Raw genomic sequence first — 20,711 nt, 5'->3', positions numbered from 1 at the left:
AACCCGGATAGGGGGCCAGCGCGCGAATCCTAAATTCCTGTGCGATAATTTTTCTTATGAATGGCCACCTTCTGGTATCGATCTCCAGCATCTTTGATGACACACGGAAGCAGGCTAGCCGGCTCCTCTCGATCCTTGATCGAGAGGAGATTCCTGTTTCCCTGCTTATTGCCCCGCATATCGACGGCAACTGGCACCTTGCGAAAGATAAAGACACCAAAAGCTGGCTCCGAGACCAAGCCGATGCCGGCCGCATACTCATCCTCAACGGTTTCGACCGCTCGGTGCAGGGACGTCGTGCAGAGTTTGCGAATCTCGACTCCCACGAGGCAAAGCTGCGACTCGCGGGTGCGACCCGTCAGATGGCCAAGATCGGCTTCGAACCCACAATTTTCGCCCCGCCGCGCTGGCGCATGTCTCCCGGCACCCTGCAGGTATTGCCACAGTTTAAGTTTGAGGTGGCAGCCTCTACCCGCGGTGTTTTGCAGATCAATTCCGGCAAATTCCACCAGGCCCGTAACTTGTCCTTTGGCGAGGGCTTTGGCTCCGCTAAGTGGTGGCGCAAGAACATCATTCGTGCAGCAGAGCGGTCCGCGCAGCGCGGCAATACCGTTCGCCTGTCCGTGTCCGGCCGCAACCTAGATGACCGCAAGGTGATCCATGACTTCGTCAAAGCTGCCGACCGGGCTATTAACGCTGGGGCGACCCCTGCCGATTATGGCGCCTTCCTGCCAAATTAGGGAGCGCATTCCCTCGTCAGAGGTTCTGCGAACAAAAGTGGCGGGGATGGTTGGTGGTGTCTATGTCCGGTAGCACGATTTCGTCCATCTAAAACCCTGTTTCCGTCAACGGTTGTAGTGTTTTAGATGGACGAAATCGTTGAAATCGCAAAAATTAAGACCCCGCACGCTTAGGATTTCTCCGAAGCGAGCGGGGTCTGCGTCTGTGGGCGATTAGCGCTGCAGGCTGGTGATGAAGTTCTTTACTTCTTGCGGCAGCATGCCCCAGATCGGGGCCGGGATGGCCTTCTGGAGATTGCCGGTCACAGCGAGGAAGCCGGGGATGGCGACGAGGCCGGCGATAGCCGCGATGGCAGCGGCGATACCGGCGCCGACAGAGCTAGTGCTGGAGTTGGAACCGAAGCCAGGCTTACCGGGCTTTTCTGACGGCTTGTCCTCTGGCTTATCGGAAGGTTCATCGGAAGGCTTATCCGCCGGATCATCTGCAGGATCATCCGCAGGATCGTCTGGCTGGCCGGCGGAGTCGTCCGCACCGAGGGTGAAACCGACCTTGACTGGGTCATGGTCAGAGGCGCGGAACGGGGAGTCATCGTAGAAGTCGACGATATTGTAGTTGCGGCGGGAATACTCGAAGGCGACGGGTTCGTCGGCATTGATGTTCCAGACTTGGGCGTCGTCAAGCGTGCCGGTGGCTACCTTGTTTGCCAGCACGTGGTCCAAGGTGCCAAGCAGGCCGGAGAACTGGTAGGAGGGATCGGCACCATATTTTTCGGCGGGCACGGTAAAGCCATCGTTGCGGAAGACGTCGAGCGCGGTCTCGTGAGTATAGGTATTGAAATCGCCTAGGGCGAAAAGCGGCTTATCCTTCCAGTCTTCCTGCTTGTGGAGGGCATCGAGGACGGCCTGTGCCTGCGCGTTGCGCACGTTCGGGTTATTGCCCCGGCCATCGCCGGAATCGGCATCGCCCTTGGCCACCGAGCCCTTGGACTTGAAATGGTTGGCCACGGCAACGAAGGACTCCTCGCCCTCCTTTAGCGGTTGGAATTCCTGGGCAAGAGGCTCGCGGGCGGTGCCGGTGAAGCGATCGTCCTGGAAGATGCGGGACTCGCCGACAGGCTTCACCACATCCTTGTGGTAGATAAACGCGGTGCGGATGACATCCGGGGAGTCTGGTACGGCGTCCTTGGACGGGGAAGGAACGAAGGCCCACTTATCGGAGCCGGCGGCCTCATTGAGCTTTTCCGTCAGGTGCTTGAGTGCCTTATCGCGCTGGGCAAAGCCACCGGTGACAGCGTAGCCATCTTCGATTTCGGAAAGGCCGATGACATCGGCATCGAGGCCGTTGATGGCCGCGACAATCTTGCGTTCCTGGTCCGCGAGTGCGGATTGGGTATAGGCGCCGCGGGTCTTACCGCGGTTGACCGTGACCTTATTGCCCTCGCGGTCGGTGTAGGCGCTGCCGCCGAGTTCCTCGCCCAGGGAGGTGAAGTAATTCAAAACGTTGAAGGCGCCGATGGTGTATTCGCCCTTGACGTCATCGATGGCGTGCAGCTCAGCCTCGCGGGAGTTCTCCCAAGAGATGGGCAGGTCTGCGCCCGCGGTGTTGCCGGTGACTGGGGTAGTGGGCTGGAAGCGCCACTGCTCGTGAGAAAAGCCTACGATGACCGGGTGCTGGAAAGAGACGGTATCGGTGGTACGCAGGGACTTGATGGTGTGGGCATCATCCTGGGCGATATACGGCAGCGGGGTATTCTGGTCGGTCTTTAAGTAGTCGCGGGTGCGGCCATCGTCCAAGGTGACCAGTTTATCGGCGTTGTCCTTGGTCAGCTTCTGGATATCGGAATTGGGATCCGTGGAAGGGGAGAAGATATCGGAAGGCTGGCGGAAGGCTTCCTTGCCAGGGGCAAGGCCAATCTCGCCGTACTGGTTGAGAGCGTAGTTATTGGTTACGGTGTGCTCGCCGGGCTGGATGAGCATGTGCTCGAAGGGCTCGCGGGCCTCGTTGCCATCGGGAAGCTGATCCACCTTGAGTGGGGTGACCTTCTCTAGCGGGGTATCGAGCTGCGTGACCGTGGAGGCGGTGAGCTGGGTGGAACCGTAGAACTCGGAGACCTTGCCGGTGACCGCAACGGAATCCTCGAGGTCAGGGTACTGGTCGGCCGGCTTATCACCCATGTAGACAAAGATGGCCTGGGAAGCATCGGTAGCTTCGGCACCGGTCCCGCCCGTCTGGATGGTGAAGCCATTGAGGCCACCCTGGCTCCACACGCCGGTGACGACGCCCTCGGTGGCAACGGTCTGGTCCTTGAGCGGGGACTCAGCGCCGGTGCCTTGGATATCCGCGATGGCGGTGACGCCCTCGGGAGCAGGTTGCTCGGGCTCGGCCGGATTCTCAGGCTGCGGGGCAGGGGCCTCGTTACCGGAATTGGTCGGGGTAGGGGTGCCGGTGGTGAAGTCGGCGGCGTTGTCATCGCTATCGGTGCCCGCGGCGTCGCGGGAGGCGGACTTGGCATTGGACAGGCCAGCGGCGGCGGTGCCTTCCTTGAGGGAAGCGGCGCCGTAGCCGATGGCGTCGATGGGGGTACCGGTGGTGTCGGCAAGCTGCACGGAGCCCTTGGAGCCGGACATATTGAGGCTGCCCTCGGCATCTGGGGCAGGCAGGGCCTCGCCCGCGCCATTGCCGGCCGCGCCCTGCACCAGGAAGTAGCCGTGCGGGGCAATGGTGCCGGAAAGCCCCACCTTGCCGCCGGTGTTGCCGGAGGCGGAGAAGTACTCCACGGTGTATCCGGTCAGGTCAATTGGAGCATCGGTGGGGTTATAGAGCTCGATGAAGTCATGGGTGAAGGCAGCGCCCTTATTGCCGCCTCCCCCGTAGACCTCGGAGATGACGGCAGCGGAGCCATCGGTTGCGGCCGTGGCGGTAGGAACGGCAAGGGCGGCAGAAGACAAGGCGGTGGCAAGTGCCAGCGCGCCGAGGCGGCGAGAAGACATAGATTCAACCTTAAAAAGAGAGCGACAGTGTGCGTCGTCTATTAGTAGAGCACCGCGCCAGGCCAGGCGGGAGCGCACGCCGAAGTTTGCTAGAGCGTCGTTTGGGGTTCACGTAGAGTTTGCCCAACCGGGGTGAAACCCACACAGCGGGGGTGAGTCTAGGTAAAAGGCGGGGGTGCCAACTAGACTAAGCCGCGCAGACCAAAGCCCCATACAGTAAGGCAAATATTTCATGGCTCGTGTAGTTGTCAATGTCATGCCCAAGGCGGAGATTCTGGATCCGCAGGGCCAAGCCGTCGTCCGCGCGCTGGGTCGCATCGGGGTATCCGGTGTCAGCGATGTGCGTCAGGGAAAGCGCTTCGAGCTCGAGGTCGATGACTCCGTCACCGCAGAGGACCTAGATAAGGTAGCCGCCACACTGCTGGCCAATACCGTCATCGAGGACTACGAGGTTGTTGGGCTGGAGGTCAAGTAAGTGGCCGCAACAATCGGAGTAATCACTTTCCCCGGAACCCTGGATGATGTGGATGCCGCTCGCGCAGCCCGCACCGCCGGCGCAGAGGTGAAAAGCCTCTGGCACGCAGATAGCGATCTGCACGGCGTGGATGCGGTCGTAGTGCCGGGCGGTTTTTCTTATGGTGACTACCTGCGTTCGGGCGCTATTTCCGCGCTTGCGCCGGTAATGCAGTCCGTTATTGACCGTGCGAAGCAGGGCATGCCGGTGCTCGGCATTTGCAATGGCTTCCAGATTTTGACGGAGGCGGGCCTGTTGCCGGGCGCGCTGACCCGCAATAAGGGCCTGCACTTCCACTGCACCGATACCTTCCTCGAGGTGGCCAATTCCACCACCGCATGGACCAGCGAGTTTGAGCAGGGCCAGAAGATCCTGGTGCCGGCCAAGCACGGTGAGGGCCGCTTCCAGGCCGGTGATGATGACATTGCCCGCATCGAGGGCGAGGGCCGCGTGGTCTTCCGCTATACCGATAATTACAACGGCTCTGTCAACGGCATTGCCGGTGTCAGCGATGAGTCTGGCCGCATCGTGGGCCTCATGCCGCACCCGGAGCACGCCATTGACACGCTGACCGGCCCATCCACCGACGGACTGGGACTTTTCGTATCCGCCATCAAGGCCGTCGCCCAGGCGCCGGCGGTTTAAGGAGGCCACTTTAATGACCGTTCATAATGACACCGTAGAAAAGGCACAGTCCACCCCGGATGAACAGCAGCCCTACGCGGAGCTCGGCCTGAAGGATGACGAGTACCAGCGCATCCACGATATCTTGGGCCGCCGCCCTACCGATGCGGAGCTGACCATGTACTCCGTTATGTGGTCCGAGCACTGCTCCTATAAGTCTTCCAAGACGCACCTGCGTTATTTTGGCGAGACCATGACTGAGGAGATGGGGGAGAAGATCCTCGCTGGCATCGGTGAGAACGCCGGCGTGGTGGATATCGGAGACGGCAACGCGGTGACCTTCCGCGTGGAGTCCCACAATCACCCCTCCTATGTGGAGCCTTACCAGGGCGCGGCCACCGGCGTGGGCGGCATTGTGCGCGACATCATGGCCATGGGCGCTCGCCCGATTGCCGTAATGGATCAGCTGCGCTTTGGGCCTGCCGACGCCCCCGATACCAAGCGCGTCCTGCCCGGCGTGGTCTCCGGTATTGGCGGCTACGGCAACTCCCTGGGTCTGCCCAATATTGGCGGCGAAACCGTCTTTGATGAGACCTATGCCGGTAATCCGCTGGTCAACGCCCTATGCATGGGTACCTTGAAGGTGGAGGATTTGAAGCTAGCCTTTGCTTCCGGCAAGGGCAATAAGGTCATGCTCTTCGGCTCCCGCACCGGTCTGGACGGCATCGGCGGCGTATCCGTGCTGGCCTCCGATACCTTCGAGGACGGCGCCGAGCGCAAGCTGCCGGCAGTGCAGGTAGGCGACCCCTTCGCAGAGAAGGTTCTTATCGAGTGCTGCCTGGATCTCTACCACGCCGGCGTGGTCGTAGGTATCCAGGATCTCGGCGGTGCGGGCTTGGCCTGTGCTACCTCGGAGCTGGCAGCGGCCGGCGATGGCGGCATGGAGGTCAACCTCGATAATGTACCGCTGCGTGCGAAGGATATGACCGCGGCCGAGATCCTCGCCTCCGAGTCTCAGGAGCGCATGTGCGCCGTTGTGTCTCCGGAGAACGTGGAGAAGTTCCGCGAAATCTGCGCGCACTGGGATGTAACCTGCGCCGAGATCGGCGAGGTCACCGAGGGCAATCACCTGGTTATCCGCCACCAGGGTGAGGTCGTCGTGGATGCTCCCGCCGGCACCATCGCGGACGAGGCTCCTGTGTACGAGCGCCCCTATGCCCGCCCGGAGTGGCAGGACGAGCTGCAGAAGTACCAGGGCACCGACAAGCGTGGTCTGGTGGAATCCCTGCAGAAGCTCGTTTCCTCCCCGTCGCTGTGCTCACGCGATTTCATCATGAACCAATATGACCGCTACGTGCGCGGCAACACCGTCCAGTCCCACCATGCGGATGCCGGTGTGCTGCGCATTGATGAGGAGACCGGCCGCGGCGTGGCTGTTTCCGCCGATGCTTCCGGCCGCTACACCAAGCTGGATCCAAATATGGGCGCCCGCCTCGCGCTGGCGGAGGCTTATCGCAACGTCGCCGTCACCGGTGCGAAGCCCGTCGCGATTACCAACTGCTTGAACTACGGTTCCCCGGAAAACCCCGACGTGATGTGGCAGTTCCGCGAGTCGGTGCATGGGCTTGCCGACGCCGCCGTGGAGCTTTCCATCCCCGTCTCCGGCGGCAATGTCTCCTTCTACAACCAGACCGGCGAGGAGCCAATCCTGCCCACCCCGGTGGTTGGCGTGCTGGGCGTTATCGATGACGTGCACAAGGCCATCGGCAACGAGCTGGGCACCGTGGGTGAAAAGGAAATACTTATCGCCCTCGGTGAGACCAAGGACGAGTTCGGCGGCTCCATCTGGCAACAGGTAAGCGCCGATACTTCCGATGCTTCCTCCCTCAATGGCCTGCCGCCGCAGGTGGATATGGCCAACGAGAAGCGCCTGGCTGAGTTCTTCCACGGCAATGAGTTGCTTACCGCCGCACACGACCTGTCCGAAGGCGGCCTAGCAGTGGCTGCTTTTGAGATGGCTAAGCGCGCCAGTGCGACTGCCGACGGCGCCGGCCTCGGCCTCAACCTGGACCTTTCCGCAGTCCACGAGGATGAATTCGTCGCGGCCTTCTCCGAGTCCGCCTCCCGCGTGCTCGTGGCCACCACCGCTGACCGCGCCGAGCAGGTGCTTGCCTGCGCCGGCGAGCTCGGCATCCCAGCCGCCATCGTGGGTGAGACCACCGAAACCGGTGCACTCACCCTCGGCGGCGAGTCCGTCGCCATCTCCCAGTTGGTCGCCGCCTGGTCCGCCACCCTGCCGGACCTCTTCGACCATGCGGTGGGTGCTAACTCCGTAGTGGAGTAAAATCTCCCGGCGTTGCATACACGCAACCAAGCGACAATGCTGAAAGCCCGGCTTCGGCCGGGCTTTAATTCTCGGTAGGAGCAGTGACAAAGGCTAAGAACAGCGTCGGGACGAGTTCTTTTCAATCATTTTCCTTTCAGGCAACCTTTCCGTAACGTCAGCGGCCTACCGTGAGTGTGTCCCTCTTCAAGATATCCACTACTCATGGAAGCCAACGTCCAATGCGCATTCGTACTCTCGCTCTTATTGCCGCCGTTGCGTGTTCTGGTGTAACAGTGCCAGCCACGGCCGCCGAGCATGGTTCCTATTACTCCACCAAGCAGCACTATGAACCGCAGGGGCGGGAGTATTCCGAAGCTCCCGCAGGATTCCGACAGATCTATACCTCCACGGTGGATCGGCATGGCTCGCGTGGACTGTCTAGCTTTAAGTATGACGACCTCGCGCAGCAGATGCTGGAGTATGCCCAGGAGCGTGGTGAGCTCACGGATTTAGGAGAAAAGCTCATTCCGCAGGTAGAAGCGATGATTTCCGTGAATGAGGAATTGGCCGGTGGTGCCGGACAAGACGCCGGATACGGAAACCTCACCGCAGTTGGGCGGGAAGAACTGCGGGGGATTGGTCAGCGCAATGCGCAACGCAATGCTGAGCTTATGCACAGCATCGACAGGGACGACTCAAAAGTGAAATTCATCTCTTCGGGTGAGGACCGCGCTAATGACTCTGGTTGGAATTTCGGTGCGGCGTGGCTGAAGGAAGCTCCCACTCTTGCTGACAACCTCGTGGACGGAACCAACGATGGGCATGTCACCATCGAGCCACGCACTGACCTGATGTATGCGCATAAAGATAAGAAGTCACCGTCGTACGAAAAATATTCGGCGTGGAAAGACTCACCGCAGCTACAGGAAAAGATCCAGGAAGCTTATTCCAAGCCGGCCTCCCAAGAAGCATCGCAGGAGTTGCTGTCCAAGATTTTCACCTCGGATTTTATCGATGAGCTAAAAGATGGGTCCATTTCATTTAGCGCCCGTGAAAAGGATGGCAAGACAGTAGAAGGAATAGTGGACGCCGCGCTGCAGTTCTACAACCTGTACATCATTGCTCCAGCACTTGCTCATGAGGAGAAAACCCCTGCTGAGGGGTGGATATTTGATCAGTACATGGACGATGCGAGCGGGCCCACCTTTGCATACCTATTGGATGTAGAAGACTTCTATGAGAAAGGGCCGGCTATCGAGGGGCGCACTGTTTCTTATGACAATTATGAGCCACTGCTTGAGGAAATGATTGAGGGCGTACAGGAACGCGCGGCTGGTGGTGATATAGCTGCGGAATATAGGTTTGGTCACGCGGAAACTATCATTCCGCTCGCCGCATTGCTGAAAACACCTGGCTCAGAGAAGGGAGTTCCCGCAGGAGAGCTCTACACTTGGCAGAACTCGGATTGGCGTGGTGACAAGGTCTCCCCGATGGGAGCAAATATCCAGTGGGATGCCTTCCAGAATGACAATGGCGAGACCCTCGTGCGCATGCTGTACAACGAGAAGGAAATTCCCTTCAAGGAGGGGTGTGAGCCAATAAGTGAGGGCTCGACGTTTTATACCATCGATGAGCTGTCCGCTTGTCTGCCGCTTGGTTCTATCTCTGACCACTCTCAAGCCCATATCGATTCCACAGCGGACAGCGGGTACAAGCCACAAACAGGAAGTAGCGTTGCCTCTTCACAGCCGAAGATGTGGGCGGTAGTTGGTGCCCTCTTCAGCGTACTGACTATTGCAGTTGGAACTGTGTACATTAACCGGCAGCAGATAGAAAGTCTGCTACATAAGTTCGGCATCCAACTTCCCTTTTAGTATCGGCAAGGTTTACTGAGTGGCCACTGCCGAGTTGATGCTGGGCGCTCTTGGCCTCTGTTATAGGTGTGGGGAGACGGGAACAATACACATTCATTCCGACTTATGTTCGGGATAGCGTGCCAGTGGCGTTGTAGGCGAGCTACACAGCCAGCTAAGTCGTATTTCTAACCTGCTTTGTCTTTGTCAAAGGCCAGGTAGGCTCCGCCACAACGAACTCTAAGCACCGGGGTCTACCCTGGCGGGCATGAAGGTTATCGCCCGGCTGCTCTCGATTCCGTTGACACTTATAGCAATGCTGGTGCTGTGGCTAGCGGTCTCGCCCTTTACCCCGCACATTTCATATTGGGGCGCTGGATCGCTCATCGGGCCGCAGTACATAGGGCCGCTGTTGCTGATCGCGCTGGTATTGGTGATCTTGGCGGTGCTGGGCGCGTTGGCCTCGCGCAGCTGCTACGTGCCAAGTGTGTTAGCTGGCATTGCCTTGGTAGCGAGCGTGGGTTTATTGGGAACACAGATTCATGCCGCAAAAGAGCAGGGAACCGACGTCGATATCCCGGCGACCTTTACTTGGACCGGCATTGAGAAGGCCGATGAAGGCCCGGATCATACGGTGACATATGACTCCTTCAACGGCGATGACCTCACCATGGATATCTACTCTCCGGAGACACACAGTATTCGCTCCGGCAGCAGCCATCCGCACAAGCACCCGGTGATGATGTATGTCCACGGCGGCGGTTGGGACCAGATGACTAAGCGCTCCCAGGCTTTCAATATGCGGCAGATGGCCCAGCGTGGTTACCTCGTATTATCCATTGACTACACATTGTCTAGCTGGGAACAGCCCACGTGGAAGGTGGCGGCGGGGCAGGTGGGCTGCGCGATGAACTGGGTCAACGCCCATGCCGCAGATTATGGCGGCGACTCGGAGCGCTTCTTTACCTATGGTGAATCCGCCGGTGGGCAGTTGGTCCTGAACGCGACTGCCGATGTCGCCGCACACCCCAGCCAGCTGCCTTTCACCGACTGTTCCGGTACGCCGGCTGTTCCCAGCGCCGTCTATGCGGATTCACCGGCCTTGGATGTGCGCCACATTTATGATTCTGACGACCCCTATGCCGGGCAGGGCTCCCGCGATACCGTGGAGAAATACCTGGGTGGAACGCCTAAGGAATATCCAGACCGCGCGGACTTCGTGACTTCAGCTACGCATCTGACCTCGGATATGCCGCCTATCATGATCGTGCGCAGTGACCACGACCGGTTAGTTCCACCGGCTAGTTACGATGACTTTCGCCAGCGGGCGAAGGACAAAGGCGTAGAGCTTGAAGAGTACGTGCGCCCGCATGCCGATCATGCTTCCGCCTTGAGCGCACACGGCGTATGGAACCAGCACCTGTTGCAGGCTATGACTGAATTCTTTCAAGCCAATGACTTAGAAGATGACCTATAAGGGAAGGATCCTAAACGCTCGGTGCTAAATTGACCAGAGTTAGGCGGCGTAAGCCAGTGGATGGCTGGCAGGTCAGGCATAATGCTGTTATGTCAAAATTCTCCGAGGTACTGGATCAGCTGCGCGAAAACCAACCAAAGGCGAAGTACGGCATCGCCTTTGAAAAGCTCATGGTGAATTTTTTCCGTACCGATCCGACTTTGAGAACGCAATTTGATGAGGTCAGCCGCTGGGTTGATTGGCGCTATAACGGCGGCAAGGCGGATACGGGAATTGACTTGGTTGCCCGCCGCGTGGATGACGGCACGTGGATGGCCATCCAGTGCAAGTTCTACGCTTCCAATGCTCGCATCCAGAAATCTCATCTCGATTCCTTCTTTGAGGCCTCAGGGCATTCCTTTGAGACCGAAAACGGCAGCGAATATTTTGGCAGCCGCATGATTATCTCCACCACTGATTATTGGTCTTCACATGCGGAAGCGGCGTTAGCCAATCAGATGATTCCCACCAGCCGTATCGGCATTTCGACCATTGCGGAGTCCCCGATCAACTGGGACGTGGCGTTCCCGGGCTCTGAGGTCCGAGACAAAAATATCCAAATTAACCTTTCGCAGCGCGAGACTTTCGAACCACGCCCGCATCAGCAAACTGCCATTGATAAGGCTATTGAAGGATTTAAGACCCATGACCGCGGCAAGCTCATCATGGCCTGCGGTACCGGCAAGACCTTCACCGCGCTGCGCCTGGCGGAGCGCGTCGCAGAAGAGAATGGTGGCAAAGCCCGCATTCTGTTCCTCGTTCCTTCCATCTCCTTGTTGTCGCAGACACTAAAGGAGTGGACTGCTCAAGGCCGCCTAGACATGCGTGCCTTCGCGGTGTGCTCGGATTCGAAGGTTTCGAAGAAAGCGGAAGACATTGCGGTCTATGACCTCGAGGTTCCTGTATCTACGGACGGTGAGGAGATTACGCAGCGCTTTGCTTCTGGCAAGCGCGCCAAGGGCCTCAATATCGTCTTTTCTACCTATCAGTCCTTGCCAGCGGTCCACGAGGCCCAGCAGCAGGGTCTAGATGATTTTGATTTGGTCATCTGCGATGAGGCCCACCGCACCACCGGGATCACTTTGGCTGGTGAAGATGCCAGCAACTTTGTACGCATCCACGATGCTAACTACATAAGGGCCTCTAAGCGTCTCTACATGACTGCCACCCCAAGGCTTTATGACGACGCGGTAAAGGGCAAGGCCGCCGAGCACTCCGCCGAGTTGACCTCCATGGATGATGAGGGCATCTATGGCCCCGAGTTCTACCGTCTTGGCTTTGGGGAAGCAGTGGATAAGGACTTATTGACTGATTACAAGGTTCTTGTCATGACGGTTGATGAGTCGGTGGCTGCTGAGGCCATGGCTCGCAGCGACGACAACCAGATAAACCTCACCACGGCTTCGGCGATGATCGGTGCTTGGAATGGTTTGGCCAAGCGCTCTGGTGAATTGCAGGGCAAGAAGGGCGGCTTTGAGGAAAACGCCCAGGCTATGCAGCGCGCTGTGGCCTTTGCCAAGGACATTAAATCCTCACAGCTTATCGCTGATACTTATCCTTCGCTCATTGCCACCCACCAAGAGCTGCTTAAGGATAAGGCAGTCCTGAATGATGTCTCCTTGACCAACGTTGATCTGCGCGTTGCTGCACAGCACGTTGATGGCGGTATGAACGCCATGGAGCGTGGCACCAAGCTTTCCTGGATCGAATCCCCGGCGGATGAAAACGAAAGTCGTATGCTTACCAATGCCCGCTGCCTGTCCGAGGGCGTGGATGTGCCGGCGTTGGATGCGGTCGTATTCTTTAACCCACGCAACTCCATGGTGGACGTGGTCCAGTCAGTTGGTCGCGTAATGCGTAAATCTGCGGGCAAGGATTACGGTTACATCATCTTGCCGGTGGCGGTGCCACCGAATGTTTCGCCTTCGGAAGCGCTTAACGATAATCAGCGCTTCAAGGTGGTGTGGCAGATTCTCAACGCGCTGCGCGCCCACGATGATCGTTTCAACGCCAAGGTGAATTCGATTGCGCTTAACGGGGCGAATGCGCAAGATGAACTGCCCATTGACGTCAACCACGTGTCTGGTGACAAAGAGAAAAGCGATAAAGAAAAGCTTGATGGGGCAGATAGCACCAAGTCCCCTGAGGCATTCGACGATGCTACGGCCATGACGCAGCAGATTGCATTGTTCTCATTAGAGCAATGGCAAGAGGCAATCTACACCAAGCTGGTGGATAAAGTCGGCACCCGCACCTACTGGGAAGATTGGGCCGATGACGTGGCCACCATCGCGGAGAATCAGATCACCCGCATCAAATCGCTGCTTGAAAGCGCAGATGGCAACCTCCGCAACGAATTTGATGACTTCGTCGAAGGCCTGCGTAACAACCTCAACGATGGCATCAGCGAAGAGGACGCCATCTCGATGCTCTCGCAGCACCTGATTACGGCACCGGTCTTTAATGCTCTGTTTGAAAACCATGACTTCATTACCCATAACCCTGTGGCCCAGGTCATGGAGAAAATGGTCAAGGCTTTGTCCAAGGCGAACCTCGATACCGAGACCGAATCCCTGGAGAAGTTTTATGAGTCCGTGCGAGTGCGTGCTTCGGAGGTGACCTCCGCTTCCGGTAAGCAGCAGGTGATTAAGGAGTTGTACGAGCGTTTCTTCCGCAAGGCCTTCAAGAAACAAGCTGAGGCGCTCGGCATCGTCTACACCCCAGTCGAAATCGTGGACTTCATCCTGCGCGCTGCCGACGACGTATCCAAGAAACACTTCGGTAGGGGCCTGAGTGATGAGGGAGTAAGCATCCTTGATCCCTTCGCGGGTACATCGACGTTCATGGTCCGCTTGCTGCAATCCGGGCTTATCAAACCAGAGGATCTAGCCCGCAAGTACGCCAACGAGCTCTTCGCCACAGAGATCATGTTGTTGGCCTACTACGTCTCTGCGGTCAATATTGAGACCACCTACAACGCGCTGCGCGAGGAAGCCGCGCAGCGCAACGGGGAACCAATTCCGGACTACGTACCCTTCACCAACATCGCTCTAGCGGATACCTTTCAAATCCATGAAGAAGGCGACATTCCGGATCTCAAAGTCTTCCGCGAAAACAACGCCACCATTGAGCGTCAGAAGAAGGCGCCCATCAACGTGGTGATTGGTAACCCGCCATATTCTGCCGGCCAAAAGTCCGCCAACGATTTGAACGCCAACCAGAAATATCCGAGCCTGGATAAACGCATTGCAGAAACCTATGCGGAGAAGTCCACAGCCACTAATAAGAACTCCTTGTACGACTCGTACCTGCGCGCCTTCCGCTGGGCCACAGACCGCATCGGTGACCAAGGTGTGGTCGCGTTCGTATCAAACGGCGGCTGGATAGACGGCAACACGGGTGACGGCGTGCGCTTATCGATGGCCGAGGACTTCACCGACCTTTACATTTTTAACTTGCGTGGAAATGCTCGAACTGCAGGAGAGCAGCGCCGTAAAGAAGCTGGCAACGTTTTTCGGGATGGTGGCCGCACGACGATTGCAGTCATGGTCGGTATTAAAGATCCAACAAAGTCAGGCTTTGAGCTGCACTACCGTGATATCGGCGACTATCTCACCGCCGAGGAGAAGCTTGGCGTCGTTGACTCTTCCTCAATTGAAACGATTGACTGGCAAGCCATTACACCCAACAAGGAAGGTGACTGGCTGAATCAGCGATCAGAAGAATTCGAAAAATGGCCGGTTATTGGTGAGAAAAAGGGTAAGTCCGTAAAAATTTTCCAGACTTTTTCTGCTGGACTTAAGACAGGGCGAGATAGTTGGGCGTACGCGCAAACGAAAGACCAACTTCTCAACCAGCTTGGCGTCCTCACTGATACCTATGCAGAAGCGACAGATGCTCTTCAGGGCTGGATGGAAACTGAGGAGATTATAAAGCCAAAAGACGCAGATGTTACGAAGTTTTTACAGCGGAATCCGAAGTTTGCAGACGCATCAAGAATTTCCTGGACGGTAATTCTTAAAAGGCTTTCGGCTAAGAACATGCAGCTTGAGCTCAATAGTGGGTGCGTGTTTCCAACGTTGTATCGGCCATTCGCTAGGCAGATGGGCTACTTTGAGCGAGCCTTGAATGATAGGCAATACCAGCTCCCGTCGATATTCCCAACAACGGGGCATAGCAACATCGGGTTCTCAATCGCCGGACCTTATCCAAACGTTGCGGGCAGTCTGTTGGCAACAACTCTGCTTCCGGATTTGAACGTGTTCACTGCGAGTCAATTCTTTCCCCGCTTCACCTGGTCCGCCGTCGAGGCCGACGACGGAGGACTGTTTAGTGAAGGGAACGTCGTCAAGCAGGGCGAGGCCAGCATCTATGGCAAGGTTGGTGAGGTTGTTGACGGCTACGTGCGTGTGGATAACATCACTGATGAGATTAAGGCCTTGTATCGGGAGGCATTGGGCGCTGACGTTACGGGTGATGATATCTTCCACTTTGTCTACGGCAAGCTGCATGATCCTGGTTATCGCACGAAGTATGCGGCGGATTTGAAGAAGATGCTGCCGCATATTGAAACGCCATCGTCGCGTGCGGAGTTCGACAAGTTTGCTGCGGCTGGTAAAGAATTAATGGACCTGCACGTGAACTATGAATCCGTGGAACCGTGGCCGCTGGACATTCAGGTCAAGGGTGATGAGTCTGACCGTGAGACGTGGCGCGTGCTCAAGATGAAGTGGGCCAAGCGCAAGGACGCGGAGACAGGCAAGAATGTCAATGACGTGACCAAGCTTATCTACAACAAGCAGGTGACCATCGGTGGTATTCCTGCAGAGGCGGATGAGTACATGCTGGGCTCGCGCTCAGCGGTGGCATGGTTGATTGACCGCTACCAAGTCAAGAAAGATAAGGCCTCGGGCATTGTCAATGACCCGAACGATTGGGCCGACGAGGTGGGCAATCCGCGCTACATCGTGGACCTGATAGGCAAGGTCACGCGCGTGGCTATGGAGACGGTGCGCATTGTTGATGGGCTGGTAGAGGAAGGCTCGGCTGCGGAAAGTTAGCAGCATTTCGAAGCGATTTTCCTTGAAGCCCTCCGGCCACGCCCGTAGACTTACGGTATCGTAAGTTTCTTGTTGGGGTTGGTTGCGGCTAGCAGAAGGGAAGTACCTCGTGGCACAGATGCATGCAGATAGCGCGCCGGGGCCGGGTCTTGTCCAGCGAACCTATTGGATGGCGGACCGCGGGCCTAGGCCGCTTAGCCGTGGCTGGGGGCATGCAATAGCGGCGCTATTGTCGGTGATTGCCTCCACCGTGCTCATTACCTATGCATGGATGACGCTGCACTGGTGGCAAGGGCTTGGAGTGACTGTCTACGGCGTGGGGTTGGTAGGTCTTTTTGGCGTCTCCGCGCTCTATCACCGCTACCCGTGGGCTAGTGCGCGTGCCGTGCAGTGGTGGCGGCGAGCAGATCACGCCACCATTTCGGTATTTATCGCCGCGACATATACGCCGCTGTGTCTCATCGTGTTATCGCCGGTGCAGGCGGCGTGGATGCTAGGCGTTGCCTGGGCAGGAGCGATTCTTGGCGTGATTTTGAACCTGGTGTGGATTAGCCACCCGCGCTGGCTCGACGTGGTGGTCTACCTAGCGCTGGGGTGGCTGGTGCTGCCGCTGCTGCCCACACTGTGGACGCAGGCAGGGGCCGCGGTGGTCTGGCTGCTCTTTGCCGGCGGGGTGGTGTACTCGCTAGGCGCGCTGGTCTATGGCTTTAAGTGGCCAGGGCGCAATGCGCGCTACTACGGCTACCACGAGCACTTCCACACCGCGACCATCGCGGCCGCGGTGGTGCACCTCGTGGCGGTGTGGATGGTCGTAGTCCAAGGCGCTGCTTAGTCAGCGTCAGGGAAAAGCTCCGCGGGATCGGTATCGGTCGTAATCGCGGCGGCAAGCAGCATACGGGCTTGGGGAGCGCGCAGGGTGCCAGAGGAGATAACGCCGGCGTCGGCAAGCGTGGCACCGCCACCGGCCCCGCCGTAGATGCCCTCCACTGGGCCGTGATCCACGCGGGTGGTGAGCACCACTGGAACTTTCTTGGCCGCGGCCTGAGCGGCCTGGGCTAGCTCGTCGCCGATATTGCCGGCGCCCATGCCCTCGATGACGATGCCCTCGGCGCCGCTATCGAGGGAGCGCTGGATAAGGTCGGCTGGCGCGCCGGGGTAGGCGGCGATAATATCGACGCGGGTATTGCCCAGCGGCTTAAACTTCAGAGCCTTCGGGCGCTGAGGCTGCTTCTCGCCATTGTTATTGGCAAAGCCATCGGCCTTGGAGGTATCGGACTTGAAAGCGCCGCGGGCAGGAATGACATGATCCGCAAAGGCGATGAACGTGCCGTGGCCCCTATTGGCGCGATCGGTGACGGTCTTCACCGCGAGCGCCAAGTTATCCGGGCCATCTGGATTCGGATCATCAAAGGGGCGCATTGCACCGGTTAAGGCCACCGGCTTCTCACTGTCTTGGAAGGTATCGACAGCGATGGCGGTTTCTTCCATGGAATCGGTGCCATGGGTTACCACAACACCATCGACATCATCGCGACGCAGTTCCTTGTTTACGGCCGTGATAATGCTATCGGTATCGTCCAAGGTCATCGCGGAAGAATCCAGCTTGGCAATGTCTTTGACCTCTAAGGTGAGCTTGTTGTTGTCAAAGGTGCCAGAAAGCGGCTCCACCAACTTGGAACCAGTAACGGTAGGTACTACCGCGCCAGTCTTATCGTGTGTGCTGGCGATAGTGCCGCCGGTAGAAAGGACCACCACGTGTCCCTCGGCGGTGGCGCGTGGACCCTCGCTTTCCGTGGCGGAGGTTTCGGTTGCCTCCGTGGTGGCGGACCCAGAACTGGTGGGGCTGTGCGAGGCGGAAGACTCGGGCGTTGTGGCCGAAGTTTCTTCCGCTGGGCGGTTATCCGGATTCTGGCAGGACGCCAAGAGGCAGGCCGAAGCTATCAGGGCAAGGCCGGTGCGTACCGACCGGCGCAACGTTGGGGTGTGCATATTCCCTCGTTTCTGTGTGGATTTAAGAGCAGACGGCAGGAAACCGTCGTCCGCGTATAAATCCATCTAAAGCATAAAGACGGGGTTGCCGCTGCCACTATGGACTTGCTAACACCGAAACGAGGGGAGAGCAGTTAATCGATGTGCTGATTTGTCGGCGCCACCACCAAAGGTTTTGGCGAGTACTTGGCGCGTAGCTCGCGCAGCACGGTGGCGTGCTCGGCCAAGCGCTTATCTTCCTCGGTATGCGGATGGAAGGGGCGGGCCACCTGTGGCTGACCATCATGATCGAGGGCGATATAGGCCACGGTGGCATGGATGGCGGTTTGCAAGTGCTCACGGCCGCCGCGGGGGTTGCCGGAGCGGACGTGGATAGACATCTGCATCGACCGGGTATCGGTGCGCATCATGCGGGCGTCGACCTCGATGAGGTCACCGATGGAAATTGGGCGGTAGAAGCGGATGCCACCGGCGTAGACGGCCACGGTGCGTTCGGCGGACCACTCCATGGTGCAGGCCGCACCGGCCTCATCGATCCACTGCATGGCCGTGCCGCCGTGGACCTTGCCGCCCCAGTTGACGTCGGTGGGCTTGGCCAGGAAACGATTGACCATGCGCGGTGCATCAGAAGGCCCGTCATAGGTTTGCTTTTCCATCTCCGCCTCGATGGCATTGCGCAGCTCAATGCGGGACTTGGCTGCTTCTTCTACGCGGCACTGTTCATCGGTTTCCGGCACGAAGGGCGGCACCGGGGTGGACTTGCCAGTGGCAGGGTCCTTGGCTACGAAGATGACCAGGCAATCGCAGGCGCGGGTGAAGATGCCTTCGCGCGGGTCAGCCGAAAGCACCTCATTGACGATGTGCATGGAAGACCGGCCGGTCATGGCGATGCGCGAGCGCACCTCCACGATGTGCCCGGAAGGGATGGGGCGGGTGAAGTGAATATGGCCCACGTATGCGGTCACGCAGTACTGGCCGGACCACTGCACGGCGCAGGCATAGGCGGCCTTATCAATCCATTCCAGGACGCGTCCGCCGCTGATGCCGGGGGCGCCGGCCATGGTGACGTCGGTTGGCGATGCCATAAAGCGCAGCGTCAGCGCCGGCGATTTCTGATTTTCCGCAACGGAAGGCGTAGGTGACATAAACAACAAGATAACAGTAGTTATGATGTAGTTATGAAAAAGCCCGTCGATCCCGCCGCTACCCGCGCGGCCGTCTTGGCCATTAAAGACTGGATTGCTGCCCCGGCGGAGCATGATAAGCCAGGTAGGGCCCTGCTTGCCGACGCCGTCCGGCGCACCGCCCGCACCCTCGAAGCCGACGCGCCGGGTCACTCCGTGGAGCTGCGCGTACCCCCATTTGTTGCGGTGCAATGCATTGAAGGACCCCGCCATACCCGCGGCACCCCACCCAATGTGGTGGAGACTGATCCGGAAACCTGGCTGCGCCTTGCCACCGGATTGGCGGACTGGGAAGAGGCCGTAGGCACTGGTCGCGTGGATGCTTCCGGCTCCCGCGCGGGCGAAATCGCGCAGTGGTTGCCGCTCATTCCGTTAGTTTCCGGCGGCGCGACAGGCTAATATAAACGCCGTGGTAGAAGTACATACTCCTAGTATCACCAATCTTGACGATCAGAATGAGCAGGAGCCCCGCGAAGAATGCGGCGTCTATGGCGTCTGGGCTCCTGGGGAGGAAGTCTCCAAGCTAACCTACTTTGGGCTCTTCGCCCTGCAACACCGCGGCCAGGAGGCCGCTGGCATTGCAGTGGGCGATGATGACCGCATCGTCGTCTTCAAAGACATGGGCCTGGTGGCCAATATCTTTGATGAATCCACCTTGTCTGCCCTCCAAGGAAACGTAGCGGTGGGCCACACGCGCTATTCCACCGCCGGCGGCAAGGAATGGTCCAATGTGCAGCCCATGTTTTCTACCTCCTCCACCGGGGTAGACATTGCCCTTGGGCACAACGGCAATCTGGTCAATTACCTGGAGCTGCGCGAGGAAGCCGTGCAACGCGGCCTCATCAAGCCGCACGAGGAATCCGTTTCTGACTCCATGTGCTTGTCCATGCTGCTTGCCGATGGCGTGGATGAAGACACCTCCGTCTTTGACTCCGCCCGCGACCTGCTGCCGCGAGTTAAGGGCGCGTTCTGCTTGACCTTTACTGATGGGCACACCATGTACGCCGCCCGCGACCCACACGGCGTGCGCCCGCTTGTCCTTGGCCGCCTGGCCAAGGGCTGGGTAGTAGCTTCCGAGACCTGCGCGCTCGATATCTGTGGCGCCCAGTTCATCCGCGAAATTGAGCCCGGCGAACTCGTCGCCATCGATGAGGCCGGCATCCGCTCCGTAAACTTCGCGCCGGCCAAGCGTCACGGCTGCGTCTTCGAATACGTCTATCTGGCCCGTCCAGATAGCGATATCAAGGGTCGCTCCGTGAATGCCTCCCGCGTGGACATCGGGCGCCGCCTAGCCCGCGAGTACCCGGCCGAGGGCGCGGACCTCGTCATCCCGGTTCCCGAATCCGGTAATCCAGCCGCCGTGGGCTACGCCCGCGAATCTGGCATTACCTTCGCCCATGGTTTGGTCAAAAACGCTTACGTGGGCCGCACCTTCATCCAGCCGACTCAGACCCTGCGCCAGCTGGGCATCCGCTTGAAGCTCAACCCGCTGCGCGAGGTCATTAACGGCAAGAAGCTGGTCGTGGTGGATGATTCCATCGTTCGCGGCAATACCCAGCGCGCTCTCATCCGCATGCTGCGCGAAGCCGGCGCCGCTGAGGTGCACGTGCGCATCGCCTCCCCACCGGTGAAGTGGCCGTGCTTCTATGGCATCGACTTCGCTTCCCCAGGCGAGCTGATTGCCAATGCCAGCCCCTCCGACGATCCGGAAACCGTCTGCGCCACTATCTGTGACACCATCGGCGCCGATTCCCTGGGCTTTGTCTCCGTTGAGGAGATGGTGGCCGCCACCGAGCAGCCCCGTGCCGAGCTGTGCACCGCCTGCTTCACGGGCGAGTACCCCCTCGGCCTGCCCGCCGGAAACTCCAATGCAGACGCCGTGCGCACCCTGCTCGGCACCGAATAACAAAGGAC

Annotated in this window: 13 protein-coding genes; 10 read left to right on the top strand and 3 right to left on the bottom strand. The window is 58.7% G+C overall.

From position 1 onward, the window contains the following. Positions 1 to 56: 56 nt before the first annotated feature. Positions 57 to 740: a DUF2334 domain-containing protein gene (locus ACP8J1_RS10065; RefSeq protein WP_023019880.1), complete on the top strand. Its 684-nt coding sequence runs from the start codon at positions 57 to 59 to the stop codon at positions 738 to 740. 213 nt (positions 741 to 953) lie between these two features. Here the strand turns inward: ACP8J1_RS10065 and ACP8J1_RS10060 are convergent, their stop codons facing one another. After that, the gene (locus ACP8J1_RS10060) at positions 954 to 3,731 is read right to left on the bottom strand and encodes an ExeM/NucH family extracellular endonuclease (RefSeq protein WP_023019879.1); all 2,778 of its coding nucleotides are present in this window, start codon (positions 3,729 to 3,731) and stop codon (positions 954 to 956) included. A 232-nt stretch (positions 3,732 to 3,963) separates the two neighbouring features. On the opposite strand from ACP8J1_RS10060, the gene purS reads away from it, so the two are divergent. The 7 genes from purS to trhA all read left to right on the top strand — a co-directional run bounded on the left by purS (position 3,964) and on the right by trhA (position 16,456). Then, a complete protein-coding gene (gene purS / locus ACP8J1_RS10055) occupies positions 3,964 to 4,206 on the top strand; it encodes a phosphoribosylformylglycinamidine synthase subunit PurS (protein ID WP_023019878.1) in 243 nt (80 codons plus the stop codon). Then, the gene (purQ, locus tag ACP8J1_RS10050) at positions 4,207 to 4,890 is read left to right on the top strand and encodes a phosphoribosylformylglycinamidine synthase subunit PurQ (RefSeq protein ID WP_023019877.1); all 684 of its coding nucleotides are present in this window, start codon (positions 4,207 to 4,209) and stop codon (positions 4,888 to 4,890) included. Positions 4,891 to 4,903: 13 nt separating this feature from the next. After that, positions 4,904 to 7,213: a phosphoribosylformylglycinamidine synthase subunit PurL gene (gene purL / locus ACP8J1_RS10045; RefSeq protein WP_302517681.1), complete on the top strand. Its 2,310-nt coding sequence runs from the start codon at positions 4,904 to 4,906 to the stop codon at positions 7,211 to 7,213. A 221-nt stretch (positions 7,214 to 7,434) separates the two neighbouring features. Continuing rightward, on the top strand, positions 7,435 to 9,069 hold the full coding sequence (locus ACP8J1_RS10040; protein ID WP_023019875.1) for a histidine phosphatase family protein: 1,635 nt from the start codon (positions 7,435 to 7,437) through the stop codon (positions 9,067 to 9,069). 247 nt (positions 9,070 to 9,316) lie between these two features. Next, the gene (locus tag ACP8J1_RS10035; protein ID WP_023019874.1) at positions 9,317 to 10,525 is read left to right on the top strand and encodes an alpha/beta hydrolase; all 1,209 of its coding nucleotides are present in this window, start codon (positions 9,317 to 9,319) and stop codon (positions 10,523 to 10,525) included. Between the two features lie 89 nt (positions 10,526 to 10,614). Next, a complete protein-coding gene (locus tag ACP8J1_RS10030) occupies positions 10,615 to 15,624 on the top strand; it encodes a DEAD/DEAH box helicase (protein WP_034655519.1) in 5,010 nt (1,669 codons plus the stop codon). Positions 15,625 to 15,742: 118 nt separating this feature from the next. Further along, entirely contained in the window at positions 15,743 to 16,456 is a 714-nt protein-coding gene (trhA, locus tag ACP8J1_RS10025; RefSeq protein WP_034655974.1) for a PAQR family membrane homeostasis protein TrhA, read from the top strand. On the opposite strand, the gene ACP8J1_RS10020 is transcribed toward trhA, so the two are convergent. Both ACP8J1_RS10020 and ACP8J1_RS10015 read right to left on the bottom strand, forming a co-directional pair. Beyond that, positions 16,453 to 17,613, bottom strand: coding sequence for an asparaginase (locus ACP8J1_RS10020; RefSeq protein ID WP_023019871.1), 1,161 nt, complete (start codon positions 17,611 to 17,613; stop codon positions 16,453 to 16,455). The genes trhA and ACP8J1_RS10020 overlap by 4 nt on opposite strands. Before the next feature lie 134 nt (positions 17,614 to 17,747). Beyond that, on the bottom strand, positions 17,748 to 18,758 hold the full coding sequence (locus tag ACP8J1_RS10015; RefSeq protein ID WP_023019870.1) for an acyl-CoA thioesterase: 1,011 nt from the start codon (positions 18,756 to 18,758) through the stop codon (positions 17,748 to 17,750). 33 nt (positions 18,759 to 18,791) lie between these two features. Here ACP8J1_RS10015 and ACP8J1_RS10010 point away from each other — a divergent pair, with 33 nt between their 5' ends. Both ACP8J1_RS10010 and purF read left to right on the top strand, forming a co-directional pair. Continuing rightward, the gene (locus ACP8J1_RS10010) at positions 18,792 to 19,196 is read left to right on the top strand and encodes a sterol carrier family protein (protein WP_023019869.1); all 405 of its coding nucleotides are present in this window, start codon (positions 18,792 to 18,794) and stop codon (positions 19,194 to 19,196) included. A gap of 10 nt (positions 19,197 to 19,206) precedes the next feature. Next, positions 19,207 to 20,703 (top strand): amidophosphoribosyltransferase, encoded by a 1,497-nt coding sequence (gene purF, locus ACP8J1_RS10005; protein ID WP_023019868.1) that lies wholly within the window; start codon positions 19,207 to 19,209, stop codon positions 20,701 to 20,703. Positions 20,704 to 20,711 lie beyond the last annotated feature (8 nt).

The organism is Corynebacterium sp. LaCa_205, assembly GCF_057458085.1.
This window is presented reverse-complemented; position numbering and strand designations above follow the sequence as displayed.